The sequence below is a fragment of the Paenibacillus sp. V4I9 genome (assembly GCF_030817295.1).
In the GTDB taxonomy this organism is placed as follows: domain Bacteria; phylum Bacillota; class Bacilli; order Paenibacillales; family NBRC-103111; genus Paenibacillus_E.
Genome location: NZ_JAUSZE010000001.1, coordinates 6396665 through 6422042 on the forward strand (window position 1 = coordinate 6396665; position 25378 = coordinate 6422042).

Here is a 25378-nt window from a genome sequence, read left to right on the forward strand (position 1 = left end):
GGATCCCCCTATTCTTTTGCAACTCCTGCTTCTTTATAAACCTGCTGTATTTCATGGTTCACATATTTAACAGGTTTGTACATCTCAATCGAACTCGTTGTATAAAAGGGACGATTCTGAATCTCGATTAAAATTCGCGAGATATATTCGCCAAGCATACCTACAATAAAGAACAATCCGGTAAATCCAAAACTAATTAAGATCATTAAGGTTGTCCAGCCTTGAACAATATTTTTGTTAAAGAAATAATTATATAATGCATATCCAGCCATAAACAAGCTAAAAAGCAAGAAAGCGATAGACAAATAATGCGAAATTTTAAGACCTATATTTGAGAATGATACAATAACATCAAACGCTGTACTTATATTTTCTCTATTTAATTTCGATTTATCAGATTTCACCTTGTATATTGGATCATACGCAATGAGGTACTTCTTGAATCCTGTATATGCGTAAAGTGCTTTTCGATATCTTACTTTTTCTTTTAAATTTAACATAGCATTTAATGCTCGACGTGAGACAATTCTTATTGATTCTGTTTTCAAATCAAGCTTTAGATAAGAGAAATTATTAATAAGCTTATAAAATAACTTTGAAGGCCATGAAAGGCCTGTATTCGGAGAAGCAGCGACAATATCGTTTCCAGAAATAGCTGTTTTAAATAAAGAATGAATAATTTCCAATGAATAATCAAAGTTTATATTTTCAATTTCGAAGATAAAATCACCTATTGATTTAACTAACCCAGCATTCATAGCTTTCTCTATCCCATGAGGTCTAGATAAGTTTATAATCGTTAGGTTTCCTAATATTGATTCTATTACTTTCCTTGCATTTGTTAAAGTTGCATCTCCGCTTGCATCGTTAATAAGAATGATTTCATAATTTTTAAAAGTTGTTGCGAGCGAGGCATTTAACTGCTCTAGCCCATCTACAACGCTATTTTCTTCATCACGTACATAAACAATTGCTGAAATGAAGACTTGTTCTTTCACAGTAACACCTCCTCTAAGTCATAGATTGTATTAAATTTACCTGAAAAAACAGATATAAAAGTCGGTTTATTAGAAGACACTTTTATTACAGTAGGACGTGAATCGTCAATTTCTGCTGTATTTAAAATTGTTTTAACAGCAAATAATGAAGACTCGTATTGAACTGATATTTCTGGCTTCAAAAATTTTTTTGCTAATTGGCTCATTCTAATCCATGCCGAGTTTGGATGGAAATCACATGAATTACAATTTCGCAGAAAAGTCTCACTACAATCGGATCTGAATGCCTGGCAAGAAAACTTTGGAAAAGAATCATTGCTTGTTTCATGAGGTGTATCGCTAACTGAAGTCAAAGAATGATTACCAGAAAAACCAAAAGGCATCAAAGAGAAAAAAGGTCCATCCATCACTGTGATTCCAGTATTAGAAAAATTTGTGGATACTTTCGTTAGGATTACTTCACACAACTCATACTTCGTTTTAAAAAGATCATATCCGAAAAACCTAAGCAATTGGTTTATACTCGCATAAGTAGCATTCAAAACGTTAGGAGTTTTTATGATCATTCCGTTAGTTAATCCTATTCGAAAAGTATCCTCAAGCACTTCTACTTTCGCAATTTGGCCACTAAATATAAATTTCACATGGCTAAATTCACTTAATTCTTCGCTTAATGAATTTCTTATTTTCTGAGCATCATAAGTAAATTCGTCAGTCTCGAAAGCTGCTTCGACCATTCCGTTATTAAAATATTTCGAAGCATTAATTTCTTCAGCAGGAATACTTACAAAATCACAAAATCTTTTAAACTGCTCAGCATTTGTTAGTGAATCATACAAAGAAATGGCATAAACTTTTTTAAATTGTTTGTGAACCGCATATTCGAATTCATCGTTAAAGCGTCTATAATAATTAGCTGATTTCTCTGCGGTTGAGACACTTCTAGGATAGTGATAACCATTGTGAACTCTTGCTTGATTGATGAAGCTTGCTCGTTGCAGAGGCTTATCATCTATCTCGATCAGTGCCACACTTAGACCATTGGATCCAAGTATTTTTGCAGCGTACATTCCATAAATACCTGCACCAAATATTACGTAGTCATATTCTTGAATTCTCATGTTGTTCCTCTCTGAATGAAATCACAGGTAGTTAAAATGGAAAAATGAAAAATTGCACTAAGAAAACTCAATCTCCTTCTCTGATACTCATAAATTGTAATGTTGTTGCTGCTTCTGAAGTTAGGTTCAACATATCAACATTTGTTCTATACCAATTGTATTGGCTACTCATTCTAATCAGGTAATCATGATATTGACCATCAGCTTTAATGAAGAACGAAATAGATGTACTAGATTCCCCCATATTTGTTAATCCGCTATACTTTATTTCCATTTTATATGGGTCACCAATTTCATCTGACTTTAAATTTAAATGCAAATAATTACCATTGTCTTTTTGAATAGAATTTATAACTCTGAATTTATTAGAAACACCTTTCACTATTTTCTTCTCATTGTTTATTAAAGTACCTTGTACTTCAGTTTGAGTTTTTGCATCAAGAGGGTCGTTAGATCCCCAATAGTAAGGAAGCCATGAGATATCCACATTATCTTCCAATGGTATCCTGTACTCCTGATCAATAACTTTGTCTAAATCACGTGTTTTTAAGTAAAGACTATTAATGTACAACACCCCATCAGTTGGCGGATCAATTCGGACATCACTTAATATACCATTAGTTGTTAGGATTGGAATTTTAACTGTTTTCTGCTCTTTTGTTTCATCAATATGAATAGTAGAACTCATCTGTTCACTAAATGGTTTATTGTCAACACTATAAAAAACTTGAGCATCACCGGCCTTTTCAGAGGAATAAGTCATTTCCAAATAAGAATCCCCTTTTCCAAGTACAATTTTCTGTTGGTCGGGTGCTGCCAGAATTCCATATATTTGAGGATCTAATGACCCTGATACTAACTTTAAAGTATTGTTTACTATTACAGCATTAAGATTATACACCTTATATTTGTTGTGCCCATCCTTTTTCGAGTCAAACAATGTGATGATATTTGAAGGATTATTTAATTTATTTAATTTGGCTTCTAATTCATTCTTTCTGTTTTGGAGTACCCATACCCCCATTCCATTCATTTTAATAAACGGTTCATAATTCTTGTAAATAAACTCAGCAACACGATATGACCGAATATTATTAGGGATACCATCTAAGCTATTCCAACCCAATTTATCAGCAAAGATAACATATGGAATCGACAATGAATTTATTTCTTTTAAAAATGATGTCTGAGATATTTCATCAGATAAAAATGCAGGTGTTTGGTTTATATACATTGGAGTTTTACGATTAGTATATACATATAAATAAGGTAAATTACCGAAATCTAGAAATGTATCATTTGATGACATAGTTTCGTCAAATAGTTTTTTAAGAGATGAATAAGTTTGAGTGGTATATTCTGGAGATTCTTCATAACGTATAATTTTACTGTTTTCCACTTTAACATTAGTTAACAAAGATGGAAGTTCTTTCATCGTTTGTGAAAATAAAGAATTATCTACTATTTTCATTCCTTGCGAACTAAACAGTATAATTATGGACATACCAATGGCAGTCGCTGAAAAAAATATATAATTCTCTAATTTTCTTTTATTAAAAATTAGAAATGGAATAAAAGATACATAAAATACGAAAAAGCCCAAGATCACATCTATTTTGTTTTCGACAAGTGAATGGCGAACTAATCCACGAGGGAAATTAAATAATGAAAACAAAATTAAAAAAACTATAGATATAAACACCTCTGCTTTAATTTTATTTATAAATTTGACCTTATAAATGACAAAGAGAAGTATCATCAAGTTTGAAATTGGTACTAAAAAGTAGAATAAATAGTATTTTAACTTTCTACTATCACCTAATGTTGGATATCCCCAAACCTGATTTGATGAGATTACAGATAGTAGTTCCCTTAATCTAAAAATAACTGGAACTTGTTTCAGAGTCGCTAAAAATAAGAATAACAAGAGCCAAAACACAAAAACAAATATACCACTTAAAACTAATTTTTTAATTCTCAAATTATCTCTATATATGACAACATATGGAATTAATACAAATAACGTTGACATTATTGCTGCGGCACCTAAATCAAAACGCCATATAAAAGTCAAGCTTAATATGAACCAAAAAGTCAAATAACTATAGAAACTACTTTTACTTTTAATTAATATGAAAATTGCAAAAATAGATATTAATGCAAAAATAAAATAATTTGGAAGTAGCAGATTCGTAAGAACTTGGAAAGGAAATAAAAGTAAGGTTAATAGTGCAAATTCTTTAGAAATTACGTTTTTCAAGAAATAAAATGCAATTGTGTAATATAATATTTTATCAATTATTTCTGAGTATAAGTTACTTGCCCATCCTTGGTATCCATTAATAATCGAGAAAACAAGTGGTCCAAACAATTCTGAAAAAGCATGTGCATTGAAAGTTTCAATTATTGGAATTTTACCATAGCGAAATAGTTGATCTATTGCGATTCCAGGGTTTCCTGATTCAAATAATTCTGAAGGAGGACCCATTTTTACTGCAGGGTGATATAACATAATAACTAACATAATTAAGAAAAAAGGATAATATATATTACTAAATAACCCTTTCAAGTTAAAACTTCCCCATTTAATAAACTTTCCCCTGTAACCCATTCCAAATATTACAATACTAGCACAAAAAGCTATGATAAATGAAATCTTTTGAATTATTAGAGGAGTAACATTTAATATTCCCCTTTGATTTAATATTAGATATAGTTCATTTGATATTGGCAAAATTGAAGGAATAATAAATATAGGAAAAGCACTAACAATGATTATCTTCAATATATAATTTTTATTAAATTCTCTTTTACGAATTATTGAATACAATACATAACTAACTACTACAGTAATAAGATAACTCATAATATAAACTATTAGGTCAGCTTTGAACGTCTTAACATTCTTTAAAACATAATGTATATCCAACATTAAACTAAAGGCAAAAAGAAAAGACCAAATAACAAATTTATTGTTGGAAAATAAATAGTTAACTATCACCCATGACTCTCTGTTAGCTAACCACTTCCAAAAAAAAGTTAAAATCAAACAAAAATGCAGACTCATTATTACATATATCACATTAATACTATTCGAACCCACAAAATTTGAAATTAGTGTTATCATTCCAAAAAATGAAATTATATTATAAAAACCAATATAAAAAACATATGATTTATCCTTTTTTATTAAATTTGATAGATGAGGCTGAACATTTCTATATAAAATAGCAAATAAAACAACGACAATCATTCCAAGAATTAAATATTTATAATAAAAAGAAATCCGAGAATTCACATCAACTGCCGCCAAAGTTGAAGCTGAAATAATTCTTCTATTAAAATTCCCAAGTACGTTTGGAGTGTATAATTTTAATAATGCACCTATCAATAAAGAAAAATAAAACCCAATAGATATTAGATTACTAAACTTCGACATTTTTAACATTACTTTCTCCTTATAATCCTATATTCCATAAAATAGGTGAATTTCACTGAAATATGTTACTGGTGTTTAATTTATTATAAATCAATTGAACAATTTTTTATGTTTCTTTTTATTTATTATTGAAGATGAACCAAACTCCTAGAAAGAGCAACAGAATACCAATAGTTTTATATACAGTTAATGGTTCCTGAAAGAAAAAAAATGAAACAAATAAAACTCCAATTATTGTTAGCGCTTGTGATATAAGAGCAACTTTGCCAAGCTCTCCTCGTGACAATACAATGATATAAAGCAAGAAACTTAGTCCATAACTTATTGCACCTAACCATATATAAAAATTCGATAAAATATTAACTATAGAATTAAAATTTGTAAATTTGATTTCTACACCTAAAACAGCCTTTTTCAAAAGTAACTGCGCGACTAAATTAAAGCATGTGGCTATCAATAAATAGATAATTATCATAGTATCTCCTATTATCACATTGAAACTACTTATTTTATTAAATTTATCGCCAAATGAGATCATATCAGCATAGTGATAAATAAAGAAAAGAACTGGTGCGATACCATTCTCGCATTCCACCCAGTTCCCTTGTTCAACACCAGTCTCTCCTATTCTAGTAAACAATTAATATAAAGTGATAAAGCAGAGAAGTAATAATAGACCTGTACTCAATGTTAATCGAGCCTAGATTTATTTATAACCAGTATCGCGAAATTACAGAGCAGAGAAAGATCATTTTTTATTCTTATATTCCCCAACATTTCTATTACATACCTTTTTTAAAACTAAATGATAAAGAGAAATCTTCGTGATCTAGGGTTAAATTGGAATTGTAAAAGGAATCCTTCAACAACTTATCCCCCCACCTAACTTGCATAAATTCAATCTCTCTATTAAATCGCGCAATTTTTGCAGGTGTATTTTCTTGTCCACGACTTTTGGATTCGTGATGGTATAATTTTACTTGTGGAAGCCACACATTTCTCAAGCCTGTTTTACCAACACGCAAGCAAAAATCAACATCATTAAAAGCTACTTCAAGACTTTCATCAAGCCCCTTAACTGAGACATAAACTTCCTTTCTTATCATCAAACATGCCGCGGTCACAGCTGAATAGTTTGTTACCATTCTTAACCTCGAGAAATAGCCATAATCCTTGGAATCAAAATACTTATGACTGTGACCGGCAATACCTCCGATACCCAGAATAATTCCTGCGTGTTGAATTGTGTTATCGGGATAAAGTAAAAAAGCACCTACCGCTCCAATCTCACTACGCATTGCTTGGGCTGCCATTTCATCTAACCATGTAGGGGTTATAACTTCTATGTCATTGTTAAGAAGTAAAATTAGCTCTCCATTGGCCTTCTCTACTGCGATATTATTAAGTCGCGAGTAATTAAATGGAATGTCTATTCGTTCTACCTTGAATCTAATAGGTTCTTTTTGAAGCCATGTTTGAAATAATTTTATTGTCGTTGGATCATCACTACCATTATCTACAACAATAATTTCGAAATTATCATAAGTTGTTTTATCGAAAATAGAAGCAATACAAGTATCAAGTATAGCTGTCATATTTCTTGTAGGTATAATAATAGAAATTAATGGGTTGCTAATTAGTTTATGATGTACTACGTATAAATTAGACACCTCTGGATCAGGTTCTACCCATCCATTAATGTTTCTTCTACTAATTGCTTCCTCTAATGCTCTAAATCCAGCATCATTTGTATAGCTTTTGGCAGCACCGCCTGAAGCCGTTGATTGTGGTATTGAGCGCCAATGATATAATATTTTAGGTATATGATAAATACGATTAGTTTTTTCAGTTACTCGCAAGACTAAATCGTAATCTTGGCTACCTTCAAAACCTTTACGGAACCCGCCTAGTTTTTTTATTAGAGATGTGCGGTATACACCGAGATGACATGTATACATTTGTGATAGCAATGTATCAGGAGACCAATCTGGTTTGAAAAACGGTGAATGTCGCTCACCTTCCATGCTGATTTTATCCTCATCACTATATATCATATCGGCATCTAAATGTTTATTAAGAAATTTTACATTTTCATATAAAGCATCAATAGTCAATTCATCATCATGATCTAGAAGGGCAATAAACTCACCATTCGCAATTTCTAAAGCGGAATTAGAAGCTTCAGATATATGACCATTTTTCTCTCGATAAACAACCATAATTCTTTCATCCAGCTTCTCATACTTCTGAAGCACCTCACGAATATGAGGCTTTGGTGATGCATCATCAGCCACACACAACTCCCAGTTTGTATATAGCTGATTTCTAACCGATTCGATACACTTAACCAACCATATTTCATCAACATTATATACAGGAACTATTACTGAAATTAAAGGTTTATAAGTGAAATTAGTCATATCTTTAAGAATATCTTCTTTAATGTTATCTGTTATAGATTGAGCAATAATCCATGTTTGGTAATCTATAGAATTAGTAGTACTGTTACCACCGATAACGCTATATTTTATTTTGGCCCAAACTCCCCTAAAACCCTGTGCTTTGTATACATCCCATGATTTTCCTAGTAAAGATTTTATAGTTACAAATGTCATGCCACGTTGTTTAATATAAAATAATGCAGATCTTATAATCACGTGGATTCTAGTTGCATTATACATTTCAATAGGCTCGAGTAGAAAATCTGTTTCAATCTCTCCTGTATCGAGTCGCAGATTTAATGCTAATGGACTTATAAAGACAAAAGTATTTTGGACTACCTTATCTCCTTTTTGTATATACCCAAATATGTGGCTATTTGTTTCTGAAAGCCCATTTCCTTCATCCCAATACAACTTCAAAGGAAGATTAACATTGCTATAAGAAGCCCATTTAATTCTAACCCAACCTTTTGGAAACTCTCCATGCAATTGAAAATGCGGGTCGGTTCCAATACTTGCCCATTGATGACCACCGATTCCTTCAGTTAAATCATTCATCGGTACCAATCCAAGAACAAACTTCTTTTGCACTAGCACCCTTAATACATCCCTTAATTTTCTTGCTATATTTTTTAATCGTGCAAGTTTTCTCAAAGGTTTGGTAATTTTCCAAGAAACTGTGTTCTTAATTATACCTATCTCTTTTTTCACTTGTGATAGCTCTATCAAACAATCAATTTCATTTTTTTTTGAATTTTCTAACTCATCTTGAAGTGAGATTATATTTTTATTACCTTCTGAAAGATTAGTTTCAAGTTTTTGTAACCATACTGCTGATTCTTCCAATAGCTTAGTCGCATTTATATGGTTATCTTTTTCTGCTTTGTATGCTGATTCGAGTTGAGTTAATTCGTCATTTGTCTTCAGTAATTCATTAGATTTAACTGTAAATGCATCTATGATTATACTTGATATGTCTGGAGTACAGCTCATTTCAATTGTAATACTCATCTTACTATTTATATCATTTGTTTTTTCTGGGAGATTGATCATAATTTGAGGATCATTATTTAACGAAACTACTTTAAATGAACTAGGGTTCTCTAGTTGCAATAACCCATTATTTACTTTAAATTGTTCAGAATTTGTCTCTCTTGTTATTTCAAAAATTTCATTTCCCAATAAGCTTATTGTTATTTTGTTAATTTCTATTAAACATTGTTTATTACTTGGATCAAGCCTTATACTCTGACCGATATGAGGGACATCGAAAACGTATTGATGAACCTCGCCGTCCTCAAGAACCATTAACTTCGTAGAATTACTTTCTGTATATTCATTGTTTATTGACCAAAACAATTGCAAGTAAGGATCTCCATTTGTAATTGGAATAAGAGGCTCACTAGTTTTTAGTTCTTCAATCCAAATCCCCATAGTCCTATTAATAATCTCTAAGACCTTTTGTTTATGTGGTTTAGATGAATCTATGAAAGCCTTTGTATTTAGAACCTTATATTGTAATGTAATTTCGTTAAGGTGAAATAACAATTGTAATAGATGTTCGTCCACATTCATATTCAAGTTAAGCTCTTGTACTGGAATATCTGAGTAATGACTACATCTGTAAATATCAAGCCAGAAGAAGTGAGTTTTCCGGCTTAAATCAAAGTCTGTTATATAAGGCTTATTTTCCGCGAGTATAATATTACGCGTTAACATATCTCTGTTTGTCCATAGTAAATTAGTGGTTAACGATTTTATATTATCATTTATTAATTTATCCAACTTTAATTTAAGTTCTTTTAGTGTAGGCTCCGGTAACTCTAATAACTCTAATGCATTAAAACACATTTTTATATCTTCATCCAATACTTTTTGATCAAAAGGAATGGGCGGTTGCATCTTAATACAATTGAATAATAAATTCAAAATTTCAATGGATTCATTGTTCGAAAGATCACCTTGTTCCATAGCATAAAATAAAGTTGTTTTGTTTTCAAGAAACTCTTCAACGATATATATATAACCATCTTCACCATGATAAATTCCATTAATATGCGGGGCTGATAAATCGGAGAAATCCCGGTACAATCCTTGTGCATACGAGATATTTTCTATATTAAATAAACCATTCGCTGGTATTTTTTTAACAGAGCATAACTTATCACCATTTGGATAGAAAACAAAAAACCTAGCGCTAAAAGCATTTTCGCTCCTCATACCATCACTAAGCTGTAATTTAATTATAAGATTATTTAGATCTTCTGTCGTACTTATGTTTGAGTGAATCAAAGCTTTAAATAGTTCCATTAGAATGACCTCTCTTGCGTATAATTAATGCATATGAAGGACAGAAATATTGCGCAATCTTATTTTTCGCTAATACTTTATACATAGCGTGTAATTCTAGAGGTCGGTCAATGTCTTCTCCACTTATCCCGACATGTTCCGTAACAGGTGTCCCATTAATCAATTCTTCATTAATAAACCTTAAATCAATCATCTGCCTAATCAATTTATAATCGGGAAAGCAACCATAAACCTTTTCTAATTCTAAGCCTGATTCAGATATCATTTCCTTGTACTCTTCTAGACTCCAAGTTTTAGAAGGAAGTTGCTCACCTTTACCTTGAGTTTGGAAGTTGTTCTCAGCGATTCTTTCTTCTAAAAAAGTATGATACTGTAGACCTGTGTGATCATCTTCAGTACCTAAAATGTATTTCAGACCCATGCTATTTTCTATACCAATATAGATCATACCATCAGGTTTCAAAAGGTCATTTGCTTTTTTCAAAGCATCAATTTGGACTTTTCTAATCGAAGTACCTTTTTCTCTACCTACACCAATCCATTCTAAAGACCCATTAAAGATAATTGTATCAAAACTTTTTTCAATAAACGGGAAAGATAGGAAATTCCCTTGTGCATACTGCAGAGAAACTTTTTCTTGATTGGCAATGCTTCTTAAAATATTAAGTCTGTTAAACGTTAGATCAAGAGCTACTGAGTTACCTAAACGTCCTAATGGAATACATACTTGTCCCCATCCTGATCCAACATCTAAATAAAGTCCGTTTTTAGGAATATCCAGCATATCCAAAAACATAGGACGGCCTGCATCAGCAATAATTCGGTAAAGCCATGGCGACTTTTCCTGAAAACTTTCCGCGATAACTTCTCTCCAATGTTTATTACTCATTAATGAGATCATTTCCGCTTCTTTTTCATCACTTAAATCCGCATATTTCCCTGTATAAGTGCGTTCTACAACAAAATTATCCGATAAAACTTCAACTAAGTTTAAGTCTTTAATAAAATCACTTGAGTTCATTATTTCACCTTATTTCTTCATTTCGGCTTTTACTAGGTAGTTAACTGAAATTTGAGAATTCAGATTAGCTATACCAAAGCTACGATCACTGCCTTGTGGCAATATTTTAATTTCTTTGGCATCATATCTACGATCCAAAGGAACTATTTCATCATTAATTAGTTCGACAAAACCAAATGAAATAAAATAAGTCCCTGGTGCTAAGGACATTTTATGTTTAAATTCGATGCGAATCGGCTGATTGGGTTGAAGAACCTCAAAGGGCATATTTTGAAAGTATGTATTTGTGCCATATACTTCAAGCCCTTTAACGGACTTAATTGTTATTGCATATATCGGTTTAAGAACCTCTTTGCTTGAAGTTACCTCCATACAAATCCTAACTTCATCACAAGTTGTCAGAATTTCTAGCGAGTTGCCCTCTAAGTCAGTTATATCAACATAACTAATGTTACCTTGACCGTTGCCATAGCGATACTCTTTGGCATCAGCTATCCGTTGATCATTATCTATTGCATTAGCTCCTTGAAAACCAGCAGTATCTTCAATCAATTCGTTATGTTCTAAAAGTTCTGATTCAGGACTTGAAAATAATATTTTAGTGTATTTATTAACAATATCATTAGGTTTACCTTGATCTAATAAAACACCCTTATCAAATAATAAACATTCATCACAAAATTGTCTTATCGATTGTAAATCATGAGTTACCAACAAGATAGTTGTCCCAGCTTCTTTCATTGTCTTTATTCTTTCAAAGCATTTTAATTGAAATCGACCATCACCCACAGCAAGAGCCTCGTCTACGATAAGAATATCAGGCTCAACGCTGATAGCTACCGCAAACGCAAGTCTAACATACATGCCACTTGAATATGTTTTAACAGGTTGATCAATGTAATCTCCAATGTCAGCAAATGACACAATATCATCAAAACGTTTACTCATTTCTTCTTTACTAATACCAAGAATAGCCCCATTCAAAAATACGTTTTCCCTTCCAGTAAAGTCTGGATTAAAACCGCTACCCAATTCAAGTAAAGCTGCTACTCGGCCATAAACTTTAACAGTACCTTCTGTCGCTTGTAGAGTACCTGCAATAATCTGGAGTAATGTACTTTTGCCAGAACCATTTCTACCAATAATACCAACAGTTTCGCCTTTTCTTACTTCAAACGAAATGTGTTTTAATGCTTTAAACTCTTTATAGTACTGACGCTTTCCCCTTAATAATGACTGCACTAGACGGTCCTGAGGGTTATTATAAATTTTATAAGTTTTACTTACATTATCAATACTGATTGTTACATTTGAATCCACAAAAGAACCTCCAATTTCAAATGCTAAATTACATCTGAAAAACCCGATCTTGTTTTTTGAAACCATGCATACCCCATGTAGAAAATAACTAACCCTATTATCGTTTCGATACCCAAGGAGCTCCAATTCGGTAATTCTCCCCAGATTATTATTCTTCGCATATCCTCTACAACATAACCAATAGGATTAAGATAATATAAAAAGAGCAAATCCTTAGGAATTAAAGTTGCTGGATACATAATAGGACTTAATAGCATCAGGGCTTGTACAGCTACTGTGACAATTTGGGCAATATCTCTAAGATATACTCCTAATGATGATAAAAACCAACCTAATCCCAACGATAAAAGCATCAATGGACATAGTACTAAAGGAATAAAAATTAACGTCCATTCTATCACGTGCATAAAAATACCAACACATAAAACTAATATGCCCATGCTAATAAGACTATTAATTACTGCAGATCCTAGAGCTACTACAGGAAGAATTTCTAAAGGGAAAACGACCTTCTTCACATAATTGGCATTACTTAGTACTAAATAAGGAGCGCGACTGATTACGTCGCCAAATATGCTAAACGTTATCAATCCGCAAAAAATAATAATTGCAAATTCAACCTTACTATTACTTGCTGTATTCCACTTTGCATTAAATATCTCGCTAAATACGAATGTATAAACAATTAACATCAAAAGCGGATTAATAAATGACCACATGATTCCGAGAAAAGATCCCTTATACTTAGATAGTACTTCTCTTTTAGCGAAACTTTTGATTAGCTCCCTATGATTCCACAGGTTTTTAAAAATATTTAAAGGATTTACAAACATTATTACTATCAACCTCTTCTGAAAATTTATTATATGAATAGACCACAAGTGAACATTAAACTGGGATAATAAATAATAATCTCCATTTGGAAACCCTCTTCCAGTATGCTAAAATAAAGTCGAACTTTAGCGAAGAAGGAGACTGTTTTGTCATGAGTGCAAGTAAGAATGCCTACGCGGCTTCGCGTGCAAAAGCGAATGGAACGATAACGACAGAGAAGAGCTCTGTTATTTTTTGGATTTTAGTAGTGTTTACAGGCTTGTTTATGTTCTGGGCGCCGTTTCAACGGGCGTTGTTTAATGGTGGAACTTACGATTTTGAGAGAACAATCTACTCGGCTTCCGTATGGTCCTCCATCATATTGCTGCTTATTGCAATCCTTGCTTTCTTTTTATTCAAGCTTAAGGAACAGAAAGATGTATTGACCATTCTGGTCTTGCTAATGCCGCTGACTTACGTGATTTCGTTATCGAATTCAGCCTCTCACTATCTGGCAACCAATATGGTCTACATCCAAATGCTGTATGCAACCTTCTTCATTTTAGGTGTATTTCTGACAAAAAACAAGCTTGGCACGTCGATTCTTGCCAGTTTGTTAATTATTTCCGGTTATTTCATTGTCCTCTTCGGACTTTTGTACTGGTTAGGCAACGGAAACTTCGCTGGGCACTTGGTAGGATGGTTCGCTCTTATGGATCCAAATACACCTTACTTGTACCGCGATGCCATTATGACTGACTCTAACGGTTTACGTTTAACGTCTGTTTTCCAATATGCGAATACGTATGCTGCCTTTTTAATCACATTGTCCCTTGGATCACTATTCTTCATTGTGAAGTCTCGCAAATGGTACGTCGTTCTCCCACATGCAATCATGTTGGTACCAATCATTGTTTCGTTCTGGTTAACGCTCTCTCGTGGTGCGATAGTGGTTATTCCGGTTGTTTTCTTAATTATGCTTTTCTTCTTTTCAATTAGTAGACAGATTCTAGCACTCATACAATTTGGTCTAGCATTTGCAGCGTCATTGGTCATTCTACAAAAAGTGACAGATATCGGAATCGGATTACAAAAACAGCCTAGTGCATCAGAATCTTGGAACGGTTGGTTAATCTTGCTGATTGCTTCTGTAGTTTTCTCTGTGCTGGCTATCGTTATTCAACGCCTCGGTGCTCCTTGGTTAGAGCGCATCACGGCTCGTTTCGATTCTAAGAAATTTGCTACCTTCATTCTTCCGATCGCAGCAATTGTTGTTGGGGTAGTAGGAGCCATTCTAATCCTAAGTGACACTGGTTTTAAAAACATTCTTCCAGACAACGTGAAAACACGTATCGAAAATATTAACTTCCAACAGCACAGCGTTCTGGAGCGCGGAACTTTTTATAAGGATGCTGTGAAGCTGTGGTCGGATTATCCGATTATTGGAGCAGGCGGTGGCGCTTGGGCTTCTTTATATGAGAAGTATCAAAACAACCCATACACAAGTCGCCAGGCTCATAACTTCGCTCTTCAATACTTGGTTGAGGCCGGCGCGCTCGGATTCCTTGCCTTCATTGGTTTCGTCATTGCTGTCATGGTGTTCTATATACGAAGCTACATCAAAAGTTCACAAGAGAAGCGAGATCTGCACTTCCTATTTTTCATCGTAACAATTTCACTCTTGGTCCACAGTATGATTGACTTTGATTTAAGCTATGTGTATTTGGGCGCTATTTTGTTCCTTGCACTAGGCGGGATGCTGAGTAACAGTACATCGGCTCCGATACGATTAAAGTCTGATTCACTTGCGCTTCACAAAATGTTCCCGGCGGTCCTGGCTGTCTTATCGATCATAATGTTCTATATCTCGGCTCAACTAGTCTCGGCGAATAGTTCATATAAGCAGACACTTGAGGTTGTTAAAAAGAGTCAAGATTACAACCAAATCGTAGCTCCACTGGACAAAGCGATCTCTCTGCATCCTGCTCATCCTGACTATTTGTTAACAGGACAGGTCAGCCGAATTGGGATTCTACTTCAAGTATCTAATCAGATGCAGAAGGAAGACCCGAAGAAGGGTGAAGCTTTTTTCAATCAAGCCCAAGATCTTCTTAACCAGTTATTGAAAAAAGAACCGCATAACCGCATGGTGGCGATGCAGCAGCTCAATATGCTTCTCATCAAAGGGAACAAGCAAGAAGCGTTAGACTGGTCAAACGCTCAGATTCCTAATTATCCATGGTATATTGAAATGTATGAAAAGAGTATGTCTCTAGGCATTGATCTTGCGAATCAAGCTAGAGAAAAGAATAATATGCAAGAATACAACACTAGACTCGATAATGCTCTCGCCACTTACAAGGACGTTCTAGCGCGGGTAGATTCCTTGAAAAACCTACCGAAAGAACAAGCACAGGGCCGTGCGTTTGCTGTAACACCTAGCATGGCATTAAATGCAGGGCAAATCAGTTATATGCGCGGTGATTATGCAGGTGCAGCTGCAACCATTCAACCTCACATTTCTGAAAATCTAGATGACCAAACGAATCGAGTTCTGATTAGATGGTATTTGGCTGCTTTACAAAAGCAAGGCACGAAGGATCAAGCCCTTCTTGACAAGCTCATTGCCAAGGATCCAGCGGAGAAACAGAATATTGATGCAATCATAGCTACAAACTTTCAGTTGAAATAGAAAAAAAGGCGCCACAGTGATGTGGTGCCTTTTGCTTTTCATTTACCGTCCCGTCCACATATCCATCACACTGTCTGGATCCTGAAACATTTTATAAGGAATATAGCAGTAACCTTGATCTCCCCAGTCCTCGCCCCAGCTGTTGCGCACGATGACATGACCTGACTGGCCACGGTCCACATAGCCAACTGCCAACATGGCATGTCCGCCCAGTACCCGTTCACGCTTCTTCTTCGGAGCCGGAATTTTACCCGTTTGGGCTGCTTCAGGGGATTGGAAGCTCTCATACAACATCATGCCGATAACAACGGGTGATTGTTCTGCCAGTGCTGCCTTGAGAGCATATAAATCCGTGATCCGGTGGTAGTCTTTGATTTTGTAATTAGCTGCATCCCGTTCTGCTTTGGGATCGGGAGTATCTCTGAAATCAGCAATGTTGTATGGATAATCTTCCTCTGGACAAACGCCAATCTTCTGGAGCACTTTCATCCCATCTCGGATATAGGCCCCTGAATCTTCACCCACATGACCTCCGAGCTTGCGTTCGTGCCAATACAAGAAAAGCCGAGAAAGGGCTGTCCACTTCTCCTGACTGCTTACGAGCAAATACTCTCGAAGCCCGCTTGCTATGGCGTTAGCCGTACAGCTTCCGAGTGCACCTTGATCGACAATGGGGGACATGTCTGAGCGTAAGTCAACTTTCTTGGGCAGCTCGCCCGGGGACTTAAACGCTGTGCTCATAAAATGATAATCGCGTAAATCACGCTTTTCCCGCTTTAATGGGAACACACGATTCGACATAACCACACACCCTTTCCAATATAATACATAATTATACATTTACCACTAAAATATGTATACACTCCGTTTCTCTAGAATAAGAGAAGCCATCAACCGTTATCCCACAAATGGATATCAGTTGATGGCTTCCTTATCATCTAGTCGCGCAGCATACCCTGATGCGGATGCGGGTGAGTGCCGCAATACTCATCTTCCTCAGAACAAGTGTACACATGCTCATAGACAGGAACGCAGTGGTGGCGGTTAACGATTTGAATAGGATGAATAACTTGAACTTTCTGTGGGTGGTAGAAGTCTCTTACTATTCTTTCTGGACTTGTCATGATCGGGTCAGTCGGTGGACATTGATATGGTTTGCCTGGGCCAGGTTGGCTAGGTTGGCTAAACGGGCTGATTTGACTAGGTTGGAACGGTTGGCTAAGCGGGCTGAGTTGGTTAGGTTTGTAATGATCCATTGGTGGGTCAACTCCTCTATAGGTTTATGTTAGTATACGTTTATCCCTAGTCCAATGAATGTACCAATGCCTATTTTGCCAATAAATAGGCGTTTTTTTTGGGCCAAGCAGGTTAAATGTCCAAGCAGACCCGAAAAAGGCAGGCTAATCGCACCATGATTCTCTCCCTTTTGCTTCATATATTTGTTACAATTGAGAAATGAAGTATTTTGATGGTATCATCCCATCCCCTGCGTCTTGAATCCCCATACCTTAGAAGGAGGATGGAGTATGATGAATCATACAACTCAATACACGAAATCCAACTTTCGTCATTTAACATACTCTCATGCTCTAGATTATTCGGAGATGCATCTCCATCACAAGCTTTGGAATTATTTCCATGAAAAACAAATCGAGACTCGTTTGCTCTCTTGGGCGAAAGCCGCTAAAGGAGATTATTTCCGTCAGCCGCTGGATTGGAATCTTGTTGAGGGCAATCTCGTCGTTCAGCTTTCTCCATTGCCAGAAGGCTATTTGCCGTTTTCACATATAGAAAAAGCAGCATTAAGTGATGAATCCAAAGGAAAATTGCTAATCTCCATTTGTAGAGCGCTTTCCATTCTGCATGAAGAACAGTTTTATATGGGCTTTTTGCTGCCAGAGCAGCTTTTTTTCGATCCAAAAACGTTAGCCATTATCATCGATGTCCAACCATTCCCTTCCGCTATCGAATTTATTAATCATTTATTAACGGACTTTTCATTCACTTCATTTCCGCGTTATGCACGGCGATTTCTTCTTTCCCGAGCTGCTGATTTTGAAGCTATCCATCTGCTGATTCATACGATATATGGCTCCGACTCCGTGCCAAATAACCTGGTGCAATTATCAGAGCGTCTTCGTACTGAGCCAGAAACTATGTTATTCGCAGATGAAATTGCCGATATCATTCGAGCATCCTTTCAACTGCCTGAGCAGGTGCAACCGCTTATTTCCCATAGCAGCCCACAATGGCTGCACCCTGCCGCTGCGCCAATTACGCAAGAGCATCAAAAGCTTTTTCGAAATTTTTTACAGTCAATTGAGAAACGTTTATTAGGGCTCGTTTGTGAGGATGAGGCTATTCGATTTGATGTTTACACTCAGAATGTCAATGAGATGTTAGAAAGAGGCTATTTCTTCAAGATTGTTTCCCAAGGACTTCCTTATTCAACCTTACGTGAAGTGGTCTCCCGAACCTTGCATCTCGCTTATGGCTTATTTCCTGAATCAATCACCATGCTGCGGAATCTTTCTCGTAAATTTGATCAGCTTCTTAAAAAGCACTATGAAGGGGACGATATCCTTTATCTGCTAACCGAATGGTTGAACCAATTTTTTTCTTCAATCATCCCGATGTTCCCTGTTCAAAACATTTTCTATATTTTTGAAAACAGCGAACTCTTTGATGAAGATTCCCAGTTTATTCTCCTCAACTTTTGGCGAGTGCATGGCCATGAAATGACTGGCTTACATATTATTTTCAGCGGCAGTCAGATACCTTCTCAATTCACTGGCATCTCCTTTCAAACGCTTGAAATCCATCATTCGGACCAAGCGATCTATGAACAGCTGTTGTCTTCACAATTTGGACGAGCTGATTCCACGTTAATATGCGAATTGAAAAATTGGTTTTATGAGCACAAAATCAACTTTAGTCACTGCCGCATCATTTTGGAGGAGCTTATTCAATCCGGAAGTATTCATCTAACCAACAAGGGCTGGCACAAAACAACTGCATTCCATCTTGAATATGAAAAACTCCACTCTCTTCACTTGTTTTCTAAGCGGATCTCCCTTTTGGACAATGAGGAAATAGAGCTATTACGGCTCCTATGTTGTTTGCCTATGCCAATAAGCGTATTTTCCCTGTTTAAGGCTAATGAAATGGATGTAGGAATCATCCTCTCTTCGGTTACGAAGCTGGCAGAGCTTGGCCTTGTTCATGTCAGTCACAATGATAGTTTATTTATCTCAACTGAAATTACCGAATTGGTCTTACAGGAGCTGCCTCCAGTTCAACTAATGTCTTACTACCAAACAGCATTGAATTACCAGCATCAATTCCGCCCACTTGGCTTACCTCAACTCATTACACTATCCAGCCAAGCGAGTGAGTATAAAGTAGAATATTATTTGCTATTAAAATATTATAAACAAATCCGTTCCCTTCTCTCTTATGGACAAAAGGTTGAATTATTAGAACGCATCAAATATTTATATGAAAAATTAGAACGGCCTTATCTTATTTTCCTAGACAGGCTGCTAAGTAGAATGTATCTACTGCTTAACCAATTTGCTCTTTCCGAACAATTGGCACTAACTGTATACGAACGAACAGGCAAAATCACGGATCGCTTCGGGTGGATGTATATCCGCATCTTGCAAAATGATTTGGATGTTTATATTTTACGTGAGCAGCTGTTCCCCTTTATTTTCGACGAAAGTCAGGCATTAGAAGACCGGGTACGGGCTGCATTTCTACTCAACACCAGCAATCTCTGTTTCCCTCTACAGGATGAAGAGGTGCGTAAGCTCCATGTCTTCTATACCGAGGTCGTCTATCCAAAGAGAAATTTGCTTTCACTTCGCCATTTTGCGGAGATTACGAACTATTATACGATTAATATGTTGATTCATTTTCCTGAAACCGAGGAGTGGGCTTTATCCATTGCAGCTAAGTTAGAACCGCTTTTGGAAACTTCACCTCATACGGACCTCATGCTCCGTCTCTATGATTTATATTCCTATCAGAGCAACAATAAGCTGATCAATACGTATGTATATCGCGGGATTGAAGGTGCCAAGCGCTCTGGCTACACGATCAAGGAACAAGTAGGTCATCTGAATGCGATGGAGTTTTCATTAAATCAAGGAGACTTGGCCAGCTACCACTATCACAAAGAACGTGTCCTACAAGTTGACGAATTGCGGCGCAAGGATTTGGCCGAGACTTATTTAACGAATCAGTTGTTATACGCACTTGAATGGGAGCAGCGGGAACTGTTTCAAGAACTAGAAACCCTCCTGTTCGAGCAGCAAATCACAGAGTCGAGTATGGCTTTATTGTCCGTTTTACAAGGTTATGTCGCCTTCCGTCAAAATCAACCTATCACCGTCCCGGGCTTCTTGAAATATGAGAACACCTCATTCTTCTTGGACGCACTGTTCCAAACTAGAGAGGGAAATTTGGAGCTAGCCTGCAAGCTTTTTGAACAATTTATTTCGAAAAATAACTCAGGGATGTATGCTGGTTGGGCTTACCGAGAATTGCTTACGCTCCTCTTAGAGCTTCGCTCGGAGAATACGGGGATTTGGTTCGAAAACTTTGAAGCTTATCTCAAACGATGCTCTTTTGATATCTTTTGGCCAGATTATTATAGACTTTCGGCTGAGAGGTCCATGTATGAGGGCGATGTACAAAATGCGATGCTGTATTTGCGACGGGCGTTAAATGGTTATCAGATTATTCAAAAGGAAACTTGGCGTCCCTACTTGACCGCTTGCATGGAACGGGTTATTCGACCCACCTTTGCCCCGGCATCACCCGCTATCATGCAGGATGATTTTGTTCAAAAAATGATTGCGGACCGCGAGCAATGGTTGCTTCTCTCCTTGGATTTACAAATCATCATCGAGCTCAGTGAACAGGTTACCGAAACTTTGGATCTAATGACAACGATGCAGCGGTTGACCAAGGCACTTTTTGACTACTTTCCAGTTATTCAACTGGCCATCACCTACAAACTGCTGCATTATAAGCAAAAGGTTTTCGTTACGGCTTCCGGACTCAGAGACCACGATGAATTGATTGCCTACCAAAGCCGAAGTGAAGATAGCTGGGCCCACACTTTCACTCTCTTTCAGCGAGGTGATCAAGCTATTACGCTCCAGGTTTATGTAGATGGTATGACCAAAACAAAGCTTCAACATATGGAGCATTTTCTTTCTTTCATCAAACCGCATATTATCAACGTTCTCTTGCATAGAGAGATGGTGATTGATAACCTAACCGGCTTTTATTTACGCGGTTATTTCATGGAAAAGCTGAGGGAAGAATTCGAGCTCTCTAGACGTTATAACCTCGACTTATCCGTGATCATGATCGATGTGGATAATTTCCGTAGGGTCAATGAGTTCGGACACCCGGAAGGGGACCGCGTTTTACGAGAAATCGCAGATATTTTCCGGTTTAATTTAAGAAAAAGCGATATCGCTGGACGATATGGCGGTGAGGAACTTATTCTAATTTTACCTAAAACGGACGGGAAAAAAGCCCTCAAGATTGCCCATCAACTGCGAGGCGAAATTGAAAGAGAATTTGCCTTCGGGCGCCCTTACCAAATCACCATCAGTGTGGGCGTATCTTCCCTAGAGCTCTGTAGTCCAACTTCGATAGAGGAATTGATTGAACAGGCCGATACGGCGGAGATTACTGCGAAGCAGACGGGGAAGAATAAGGTTGTTGCGGCTTGGGAGCTTTGAAGTTATGAAAAAGTTATAACTGTAGATAAGATATAAATAAGTATAAATCTACATATTTTAATAAATAAAAAGTAGAAAAATGTTATAATGTTCACTGAGGTGAATGCTATGGAAGAATTGTTAAAGCAGATATTAACTAAATTAGAAGTGATGGATTTGAAGATCGACCGAATCCAACAAACCTTAGATGCACACCATGTTGAGAACATCGAAAAACCTTCACAATAAGCCCAGATGGGCTTTTTTTATTGAAAATAATATCCGAACATAGATAATAGGAGGATGACACGACCAATTACATCTATCTTGCATGTCACCATAAGATAGAAAAAAGAGGTCTCTCAAAAGTTCGGAGAACTCCTGAAAAACCTCTATTTTCAGAGCGATGCGGTCAGAATGAGGTCAAATTGGTATATGACTCACTCTAAACCCTTGATATATAAGGGTTTTTAACCTTTATTACATCATGCCGCCCATTCCACCCATGCCGCCCATGTCAGGCATGCCTGGTTTGTCTTTTTCTGGCTTGTCAGCGATAACAGCTTCTGTTGTTAAGAACATAGCTGCAACGGACGCTGCGTTTTGCAGTGCGGAACGAGTTACTTTAGCAGGGTCAACGATACCTGCTTCGAACATGTTCACCCATTGGCCAGTTGCTGCGTTATAGCCGATGCCTACTTTTTCGTTCTTGAGGCGCTCAACGATTACGGAGCCTTCTTGACCAGCGTTAGCTGCGATTGTGCGAACTGGCTCTTCTAGGGAGCGCAGGATGATGTTTACGCCTGTTTGCTCATCGCCAACAGCTACTACTTTAGCTACTGCGTTGTACACGTTAACGAGGGCTGTACCACCGCCAGAAACGATACCTTCTTCAACAGCTGCACGAGTTGCGTTCAGAGCATCTTCGATACGAAGTTTGCGCTCTTTCAGCTCAGTTTCAGTCGCTGCGCCAACTTTGATAACAGCTACGCCGCCAGAAAGTTTAGCCAAACGCTCTTGAAGTTTTTCTTTATCGAAATCGGAAGTTGTTTCTTCCAATTGTGCGCGAATTTGAGTAACACGTGCGCCGATGTCTTTTTTGTCGCCAGCGCCATCAACGATGATTGTGTTCTCTTTGGTTACGCGGATTTGACGCGCGCTACCCAATTGGTCAGGAGTCGTGGATTTCAGATCCAAACCAAGCTCTTCAGTGATCACTTGACCACCAGTTAGAGCAGCGATATCGCCAAGCATAGCTTTACGACGGTCACCGAAACCTGGAGCTTTAACAGCTACGCAAGTGAATGTGCCACGAAGTCTGTTTACAACAAGCGTTGCTTGTGCTTCGCCTTCAACATCTTCAGCAATGATCAGAAGTTGTTTACCGGATTGAACCACTTTTTCAAGAACAGGCAAGATTTCTTGGATGTTCGAGATTTTTTTGTCAGTGATCAGGATGTATGGGTTGTCAAGGACAGCTTCCATTTTATCCGTGTCAGTGATCATGTATGGGGAAGTGTAACCACGGTCGAATTGCATACCTTCTACAACTTCTAGTTCAGTAAGGAATCCTTTGGATTCTTCAACTGTGATAACACCGTCTTTACCTACTTTTTCCATAGCTTCAGCGATTAATTCGCCTACTTCTTCGTCAGCAGCAGAGATTGCCGCTACTTGTGCGATGGATTGTTTGCCTTCGATTGGCTTCGCGATAGCTTGAAGCTCTTCTACAGCCGCTTTAACAGCTTTCTCGATACCTTTGCGGATAACCATTGGGTTAGCGCCTGCAGTTACGTTTTTCAGACCTTCACGGATCATAGCTTGTGCTAGAACCGTTGCAGTTGTTGTACCGTCACCAGCAACATCGTTTGTTTTGGTAGCAACTTCTTTAACAAGTTGTGCTCCCATGTTTTCGAAAGCATCTTCAAGCTCGATTTCTTTCGCGATCGTAACACCGTCATTTGTGATCAACGGGCTGCCAAATTTTTTCTCAAGAACAACGTTACGGCCTTTAGGACCGAGGGTTACTTTTACAGCATTAGCTAAAGCATCTACCCCACGAAGCATCGCGCGGCGTGCGTCTTCACTGAACTTAATTTCTTTTGCCATGATAGGAAACCTCCTCTAATTTAGAACCTGTACATAGTAAGTAGTAAAACGGAAAAACTAAGTATGCTTGTTGCCGATCTATATCCTGCTAAATTTAGGCTAATACAGCGAGAATGTCGCTTTCGCGCAAGATCAACAGTTCGCGGCCTTCGTATTTCACTTCAGTTCCAGCGTATTTGGAGAAAATGATGCGGTCGCCTTCGCTTACTTCAAGCGGAACACGTACGCCATCTTTCAACGCGCCTGCGCCTACGGCTACAACTTTACCTTCTTGTGGTTTTTCTTTAGCTGTATCTGGCAGCACGATGCCACTTGCTGTAGTCTCCTCTTTCGCAACGGCTTCAATGATTACTCGATCACCTAACGGTCTGATCATGGAAAAATAGCCTCCTTTAGAAAATTGGTAATGGTTTTGTCGATTATTAGCACTCGAATGTGTTTAGTGCTAACAACAATTCTTATGATACTCATTCTGGGAGTAATTTGCAAGTCCTTTTACACATTTTTCATACTTTTGGACACCCCCCTCATTCTACCCAAATGAAAAACAAATATTCCCTTTAAAAAAAGAAAAACAGCCTGCACATAACGCAGACTGTTTTCTCATTTAGGACCGAACTCCCGCTCCCACTCAGCATCCTTCGCCAACTGTTTGCGATAGATGAATCCCGACATAAATACGCTAAACTCATACAAAACAATAAGCGGTAAAGCCACTAAGATAGCCGATATCGCATCCGGCGGCGTGATAACCGTAGATAAAATAACGAGCAGCATGTAAGCATACCTTCTGAACTTGTGCAGACGCTTCGGATTCAAAAGGCGAATCTTCGTGAGGAACATCACGACAATCGGCATCTCAAACACAATAGCCAGTGGAAGAATGATGTTGAACATGAATGTAAAATATTGCGCCGCGCCATACATCTCCGTGATTTCTAGACTCCGGCTAATGGAGGAAGTAAAGTAAAAGGCCATCGGAAAAACAACCCAATAACCGAACGAAAGACCTCCCAAAAATAGCAAAAACGCATAAGGAATATAAATAATCGAAGCCTTCTGCTCAGCCTCGCGTAAGCCAGGCTTAACAAACGCCCATATATGATAAAGAATAACCGGCAGGGTAATAAGAATACCTACGGCCAAACCAAAATTCATATACAAGCGCAGGGCATCCCACGGGGAAAAAACGTTCCAACTGATGCTATCAGCGGGCGGAATGTTTTTGAGGTAACGAATGATCGGCTTCGCGCAGATTAGTCCGCCTACCATCCCTATGACCAGGACGACCAGAACCCACATAATTCGTTTGCGCAGCTCACCAAGGTGCTCTACGAGTGACATTTCTTCGTTCGTTGTCATATTTCACCAAC

General features: G+C 37.1%; 15 protein-coding genes. 2 read left to right on the forward strand and 13 right to left on the reverse strand.

Translation table 11 applies throughout. From position 1 onward, the window contains the following. Positions 1–8: 8 nt before the first annotated feature. The 8 genes from QFZ81_RS29550 to QFZ81_RS29585 all read right to left on the reverse strand — a co-directional run bounded on the left by QFZ81_RS29550 (position 9) and on the right by QFZ81_RS29585 (position 13483). Positions 9–998, reverse strand: coding sequence for a glycosyltransferase (locus tag QFZ81_RS29550; RefSeq protein WP_307605636.1), 990 nt, complete (start codon positions 996–998; stop codon positions 9–11). Next, positions 995–2119, reverse strand: a complete 1125-nt coding sequence (locus QFZ81_RS29555) for an FAD-dependent oxidoreductase (protein WP_307605637.1) — start codon at positions 2117–2119, stop codon at positions 995–997. Before QFZ81_RS29555 ends, QFZ81_RS29550 begins: the two co-directional genes overlap by 4 nt. Positions 2120–2186: 67 nt before the next feature. Continuing rightward, the gene (locus QFZ81_RS29560; RefSeq protein ID WP_307605638.1) at positions 2187–5567 is read right to left on the reverse strand and encodes a hypothetical protein; all 3381 of its coding nucleotides are present in this window, start codon (positions 5565–5567) and stop codon (positions 2187–2189) included. Between the two features lie 109 nt (positions 5568–5676). Further along, positions 5677–6153 carry a DMT family transporter gene (locus QFZ81_RS29565; protein WP_307605639.1) on the reverse strand — a complete coding sequence of 159 codons (477 nt, stop codon included), beginning with the start codon at positions 6151–6153 and terminating at the stop codon, positions 5677–5679. A 187-nt stretch (positions 6154–6340) separates the two neighbouring features. Continuing rightward, positions 6341–10309 (reverse strand): glycosyltransferase family 2 protein, encoded by a 3969-nt coding sequence (locus tag QFZ81_RS29570; RefSeq protein ID WP_307605640.1) that lies wholly within the window; start codon positions 10307–10309, stop codon positions 6341–6343. Continuing rightward, a complete protein-coding gene (locus QFZ81_RS29575) occupies positions 10296–11330 on the reverse strand; it encodes a class I SAM-dependent methyltransferase (RefSeq protein WP_307605641.1) in 1035 nt (344 codons plus the stop codon). Before QFZ81_RS29575 ends, QFZ81_RS29570 begins: the two co-directional genes overlap by 14 nt. A 9-nt stretch (positions 11331–11339) precedes the next feature. Continuing rightward, on the reverse strand, positions 11340–12650 hold the full coding sequence (locus tag QFZ81_RS29580; RefSeq protein WP_307605642.1) for an ABC transporter ATP-binding protein: 1311 nt from the start codon (positions 12648–12650) through the stop codon (positions 11340–11342). A 23-nt stretch (positions 12651–12673) separates the two neighbouring features. Continuing rightward, on the reverse strand, positions 12674–13483 hold the full coding sequence (locus tag QFZ81_RS29585; RefSeq protein WP_307605643.1) for an ABC transporter permease: 810 nt from the start codon (positions 13481–13483) through the stop codon (positions 12674–12676). 152 nt (positions 13484–13635) lie between these two features. On the opposite strand from QFZ81_RS29585, the gene QFZ81_RS29590 reads away from it, so the two are divergent. Beyond that, positions 13636–16155 (forward strand): O-antigen ligase family protein, encoded by a 2520-nt coding sequence (locus QFZ81_RS29590; protein ID WP_307605644.1) that lies wholly within the window; start codon positions 13636–13638, stop codon positions 16153–16155. Between the two features lie 42 nt (positions 16156–16197). Here the strand turns inward: QFZ81_RS29590 and QFZ81_RS29595 are convergent, their stop codons facing one another. Both QFZ81_RS29595 and QFZ81_RS29600 read right to left on the reverse strand, forming a co-directional pair. Further along, positions 16198–16956, reverse strand: a complete 759-nt coding sequence (locus QFZ81_RS29595; RefSeq protein WP_307605645.1) for a C1 family peptidase — start codon at positions 16954–16956, stop codon at positions 16198–16200. A 137-nt stretch (positions 16957–17093) separates the two neighbouring features. Next, positions 17094–17411 carry a hypothetical protein gene (locus QFZ81_RS29600; RefSeq protein WP_307438761.1) on the reverse strand — a complete coding sequence of 106 codons (318 nt, stop codon included), beginning with the start codon at positions 17409–17411 and terminating at the stop codon, positions 17094–17096. Between the two features lie 270 nt (positions 17412–17681). Between QFZ81_RS29600 and QFZ81_RS29605 the strand changes: the two genes are divergently transcribed. Further along, positions 17682–21917: a GGDEF domain-containing protein gene (locus QFZ81_RS29605; protein WP_307605647.1), complete on the forward strand. Its 4236-nt coding sequence runs from the start codon at positions 17682–17684 to the stop codon at positions 21915–21917. Positions 21918–22376: 459 nt separating this feature from the next. On the opposite strand, the gene groL is transcribed toward QFZ81_RS29605, so the two are convergent. The 3 genes from groL to tatC all read right to left on the reverse strand — a co-directional run bounded on the left by groL (position 22377) and on the right by tatC (position 25367). Beyond that, positions 22377–24005 carry a chaperonin GroEL gene (gene groL, locus QFZ81_RS29610; protein WP_056830967.1) on the reverse strand — a complete coding sequence of 543 codons (1629 nt, stop codon included), beginning with the start codon at positions 24003–24005 and terminating at the stop codon, positions 22377–22379. A gap of 94 nt (positions 24006–24099) precedes the next feature. Next, complete coding sequence (groES, locus tag QFZ81_RS29615; protein ID WP_028553854.1) at positions 24100–24381, reverse strand: co-chaperone GroES; 282 nt, start codon at positions 24379–24381, stop codon at positions 24100–24102. A 227-nt stretch (positions 24382–24608) separates the two neighbouring features. Beyond that, positions 24609–25367: a twin-arginine translocase subunit TatC gene (gene tatC / locus QFZ81_RS29620; protein WP_307605648.1), complete on the reverse strand. Its 759-nt coding sequence runs from the start codon at positions 25365–25367 to the stop codon at positions 24609–24611. Positions 25368–25378 lie beyond the last annotated feature (11 nt).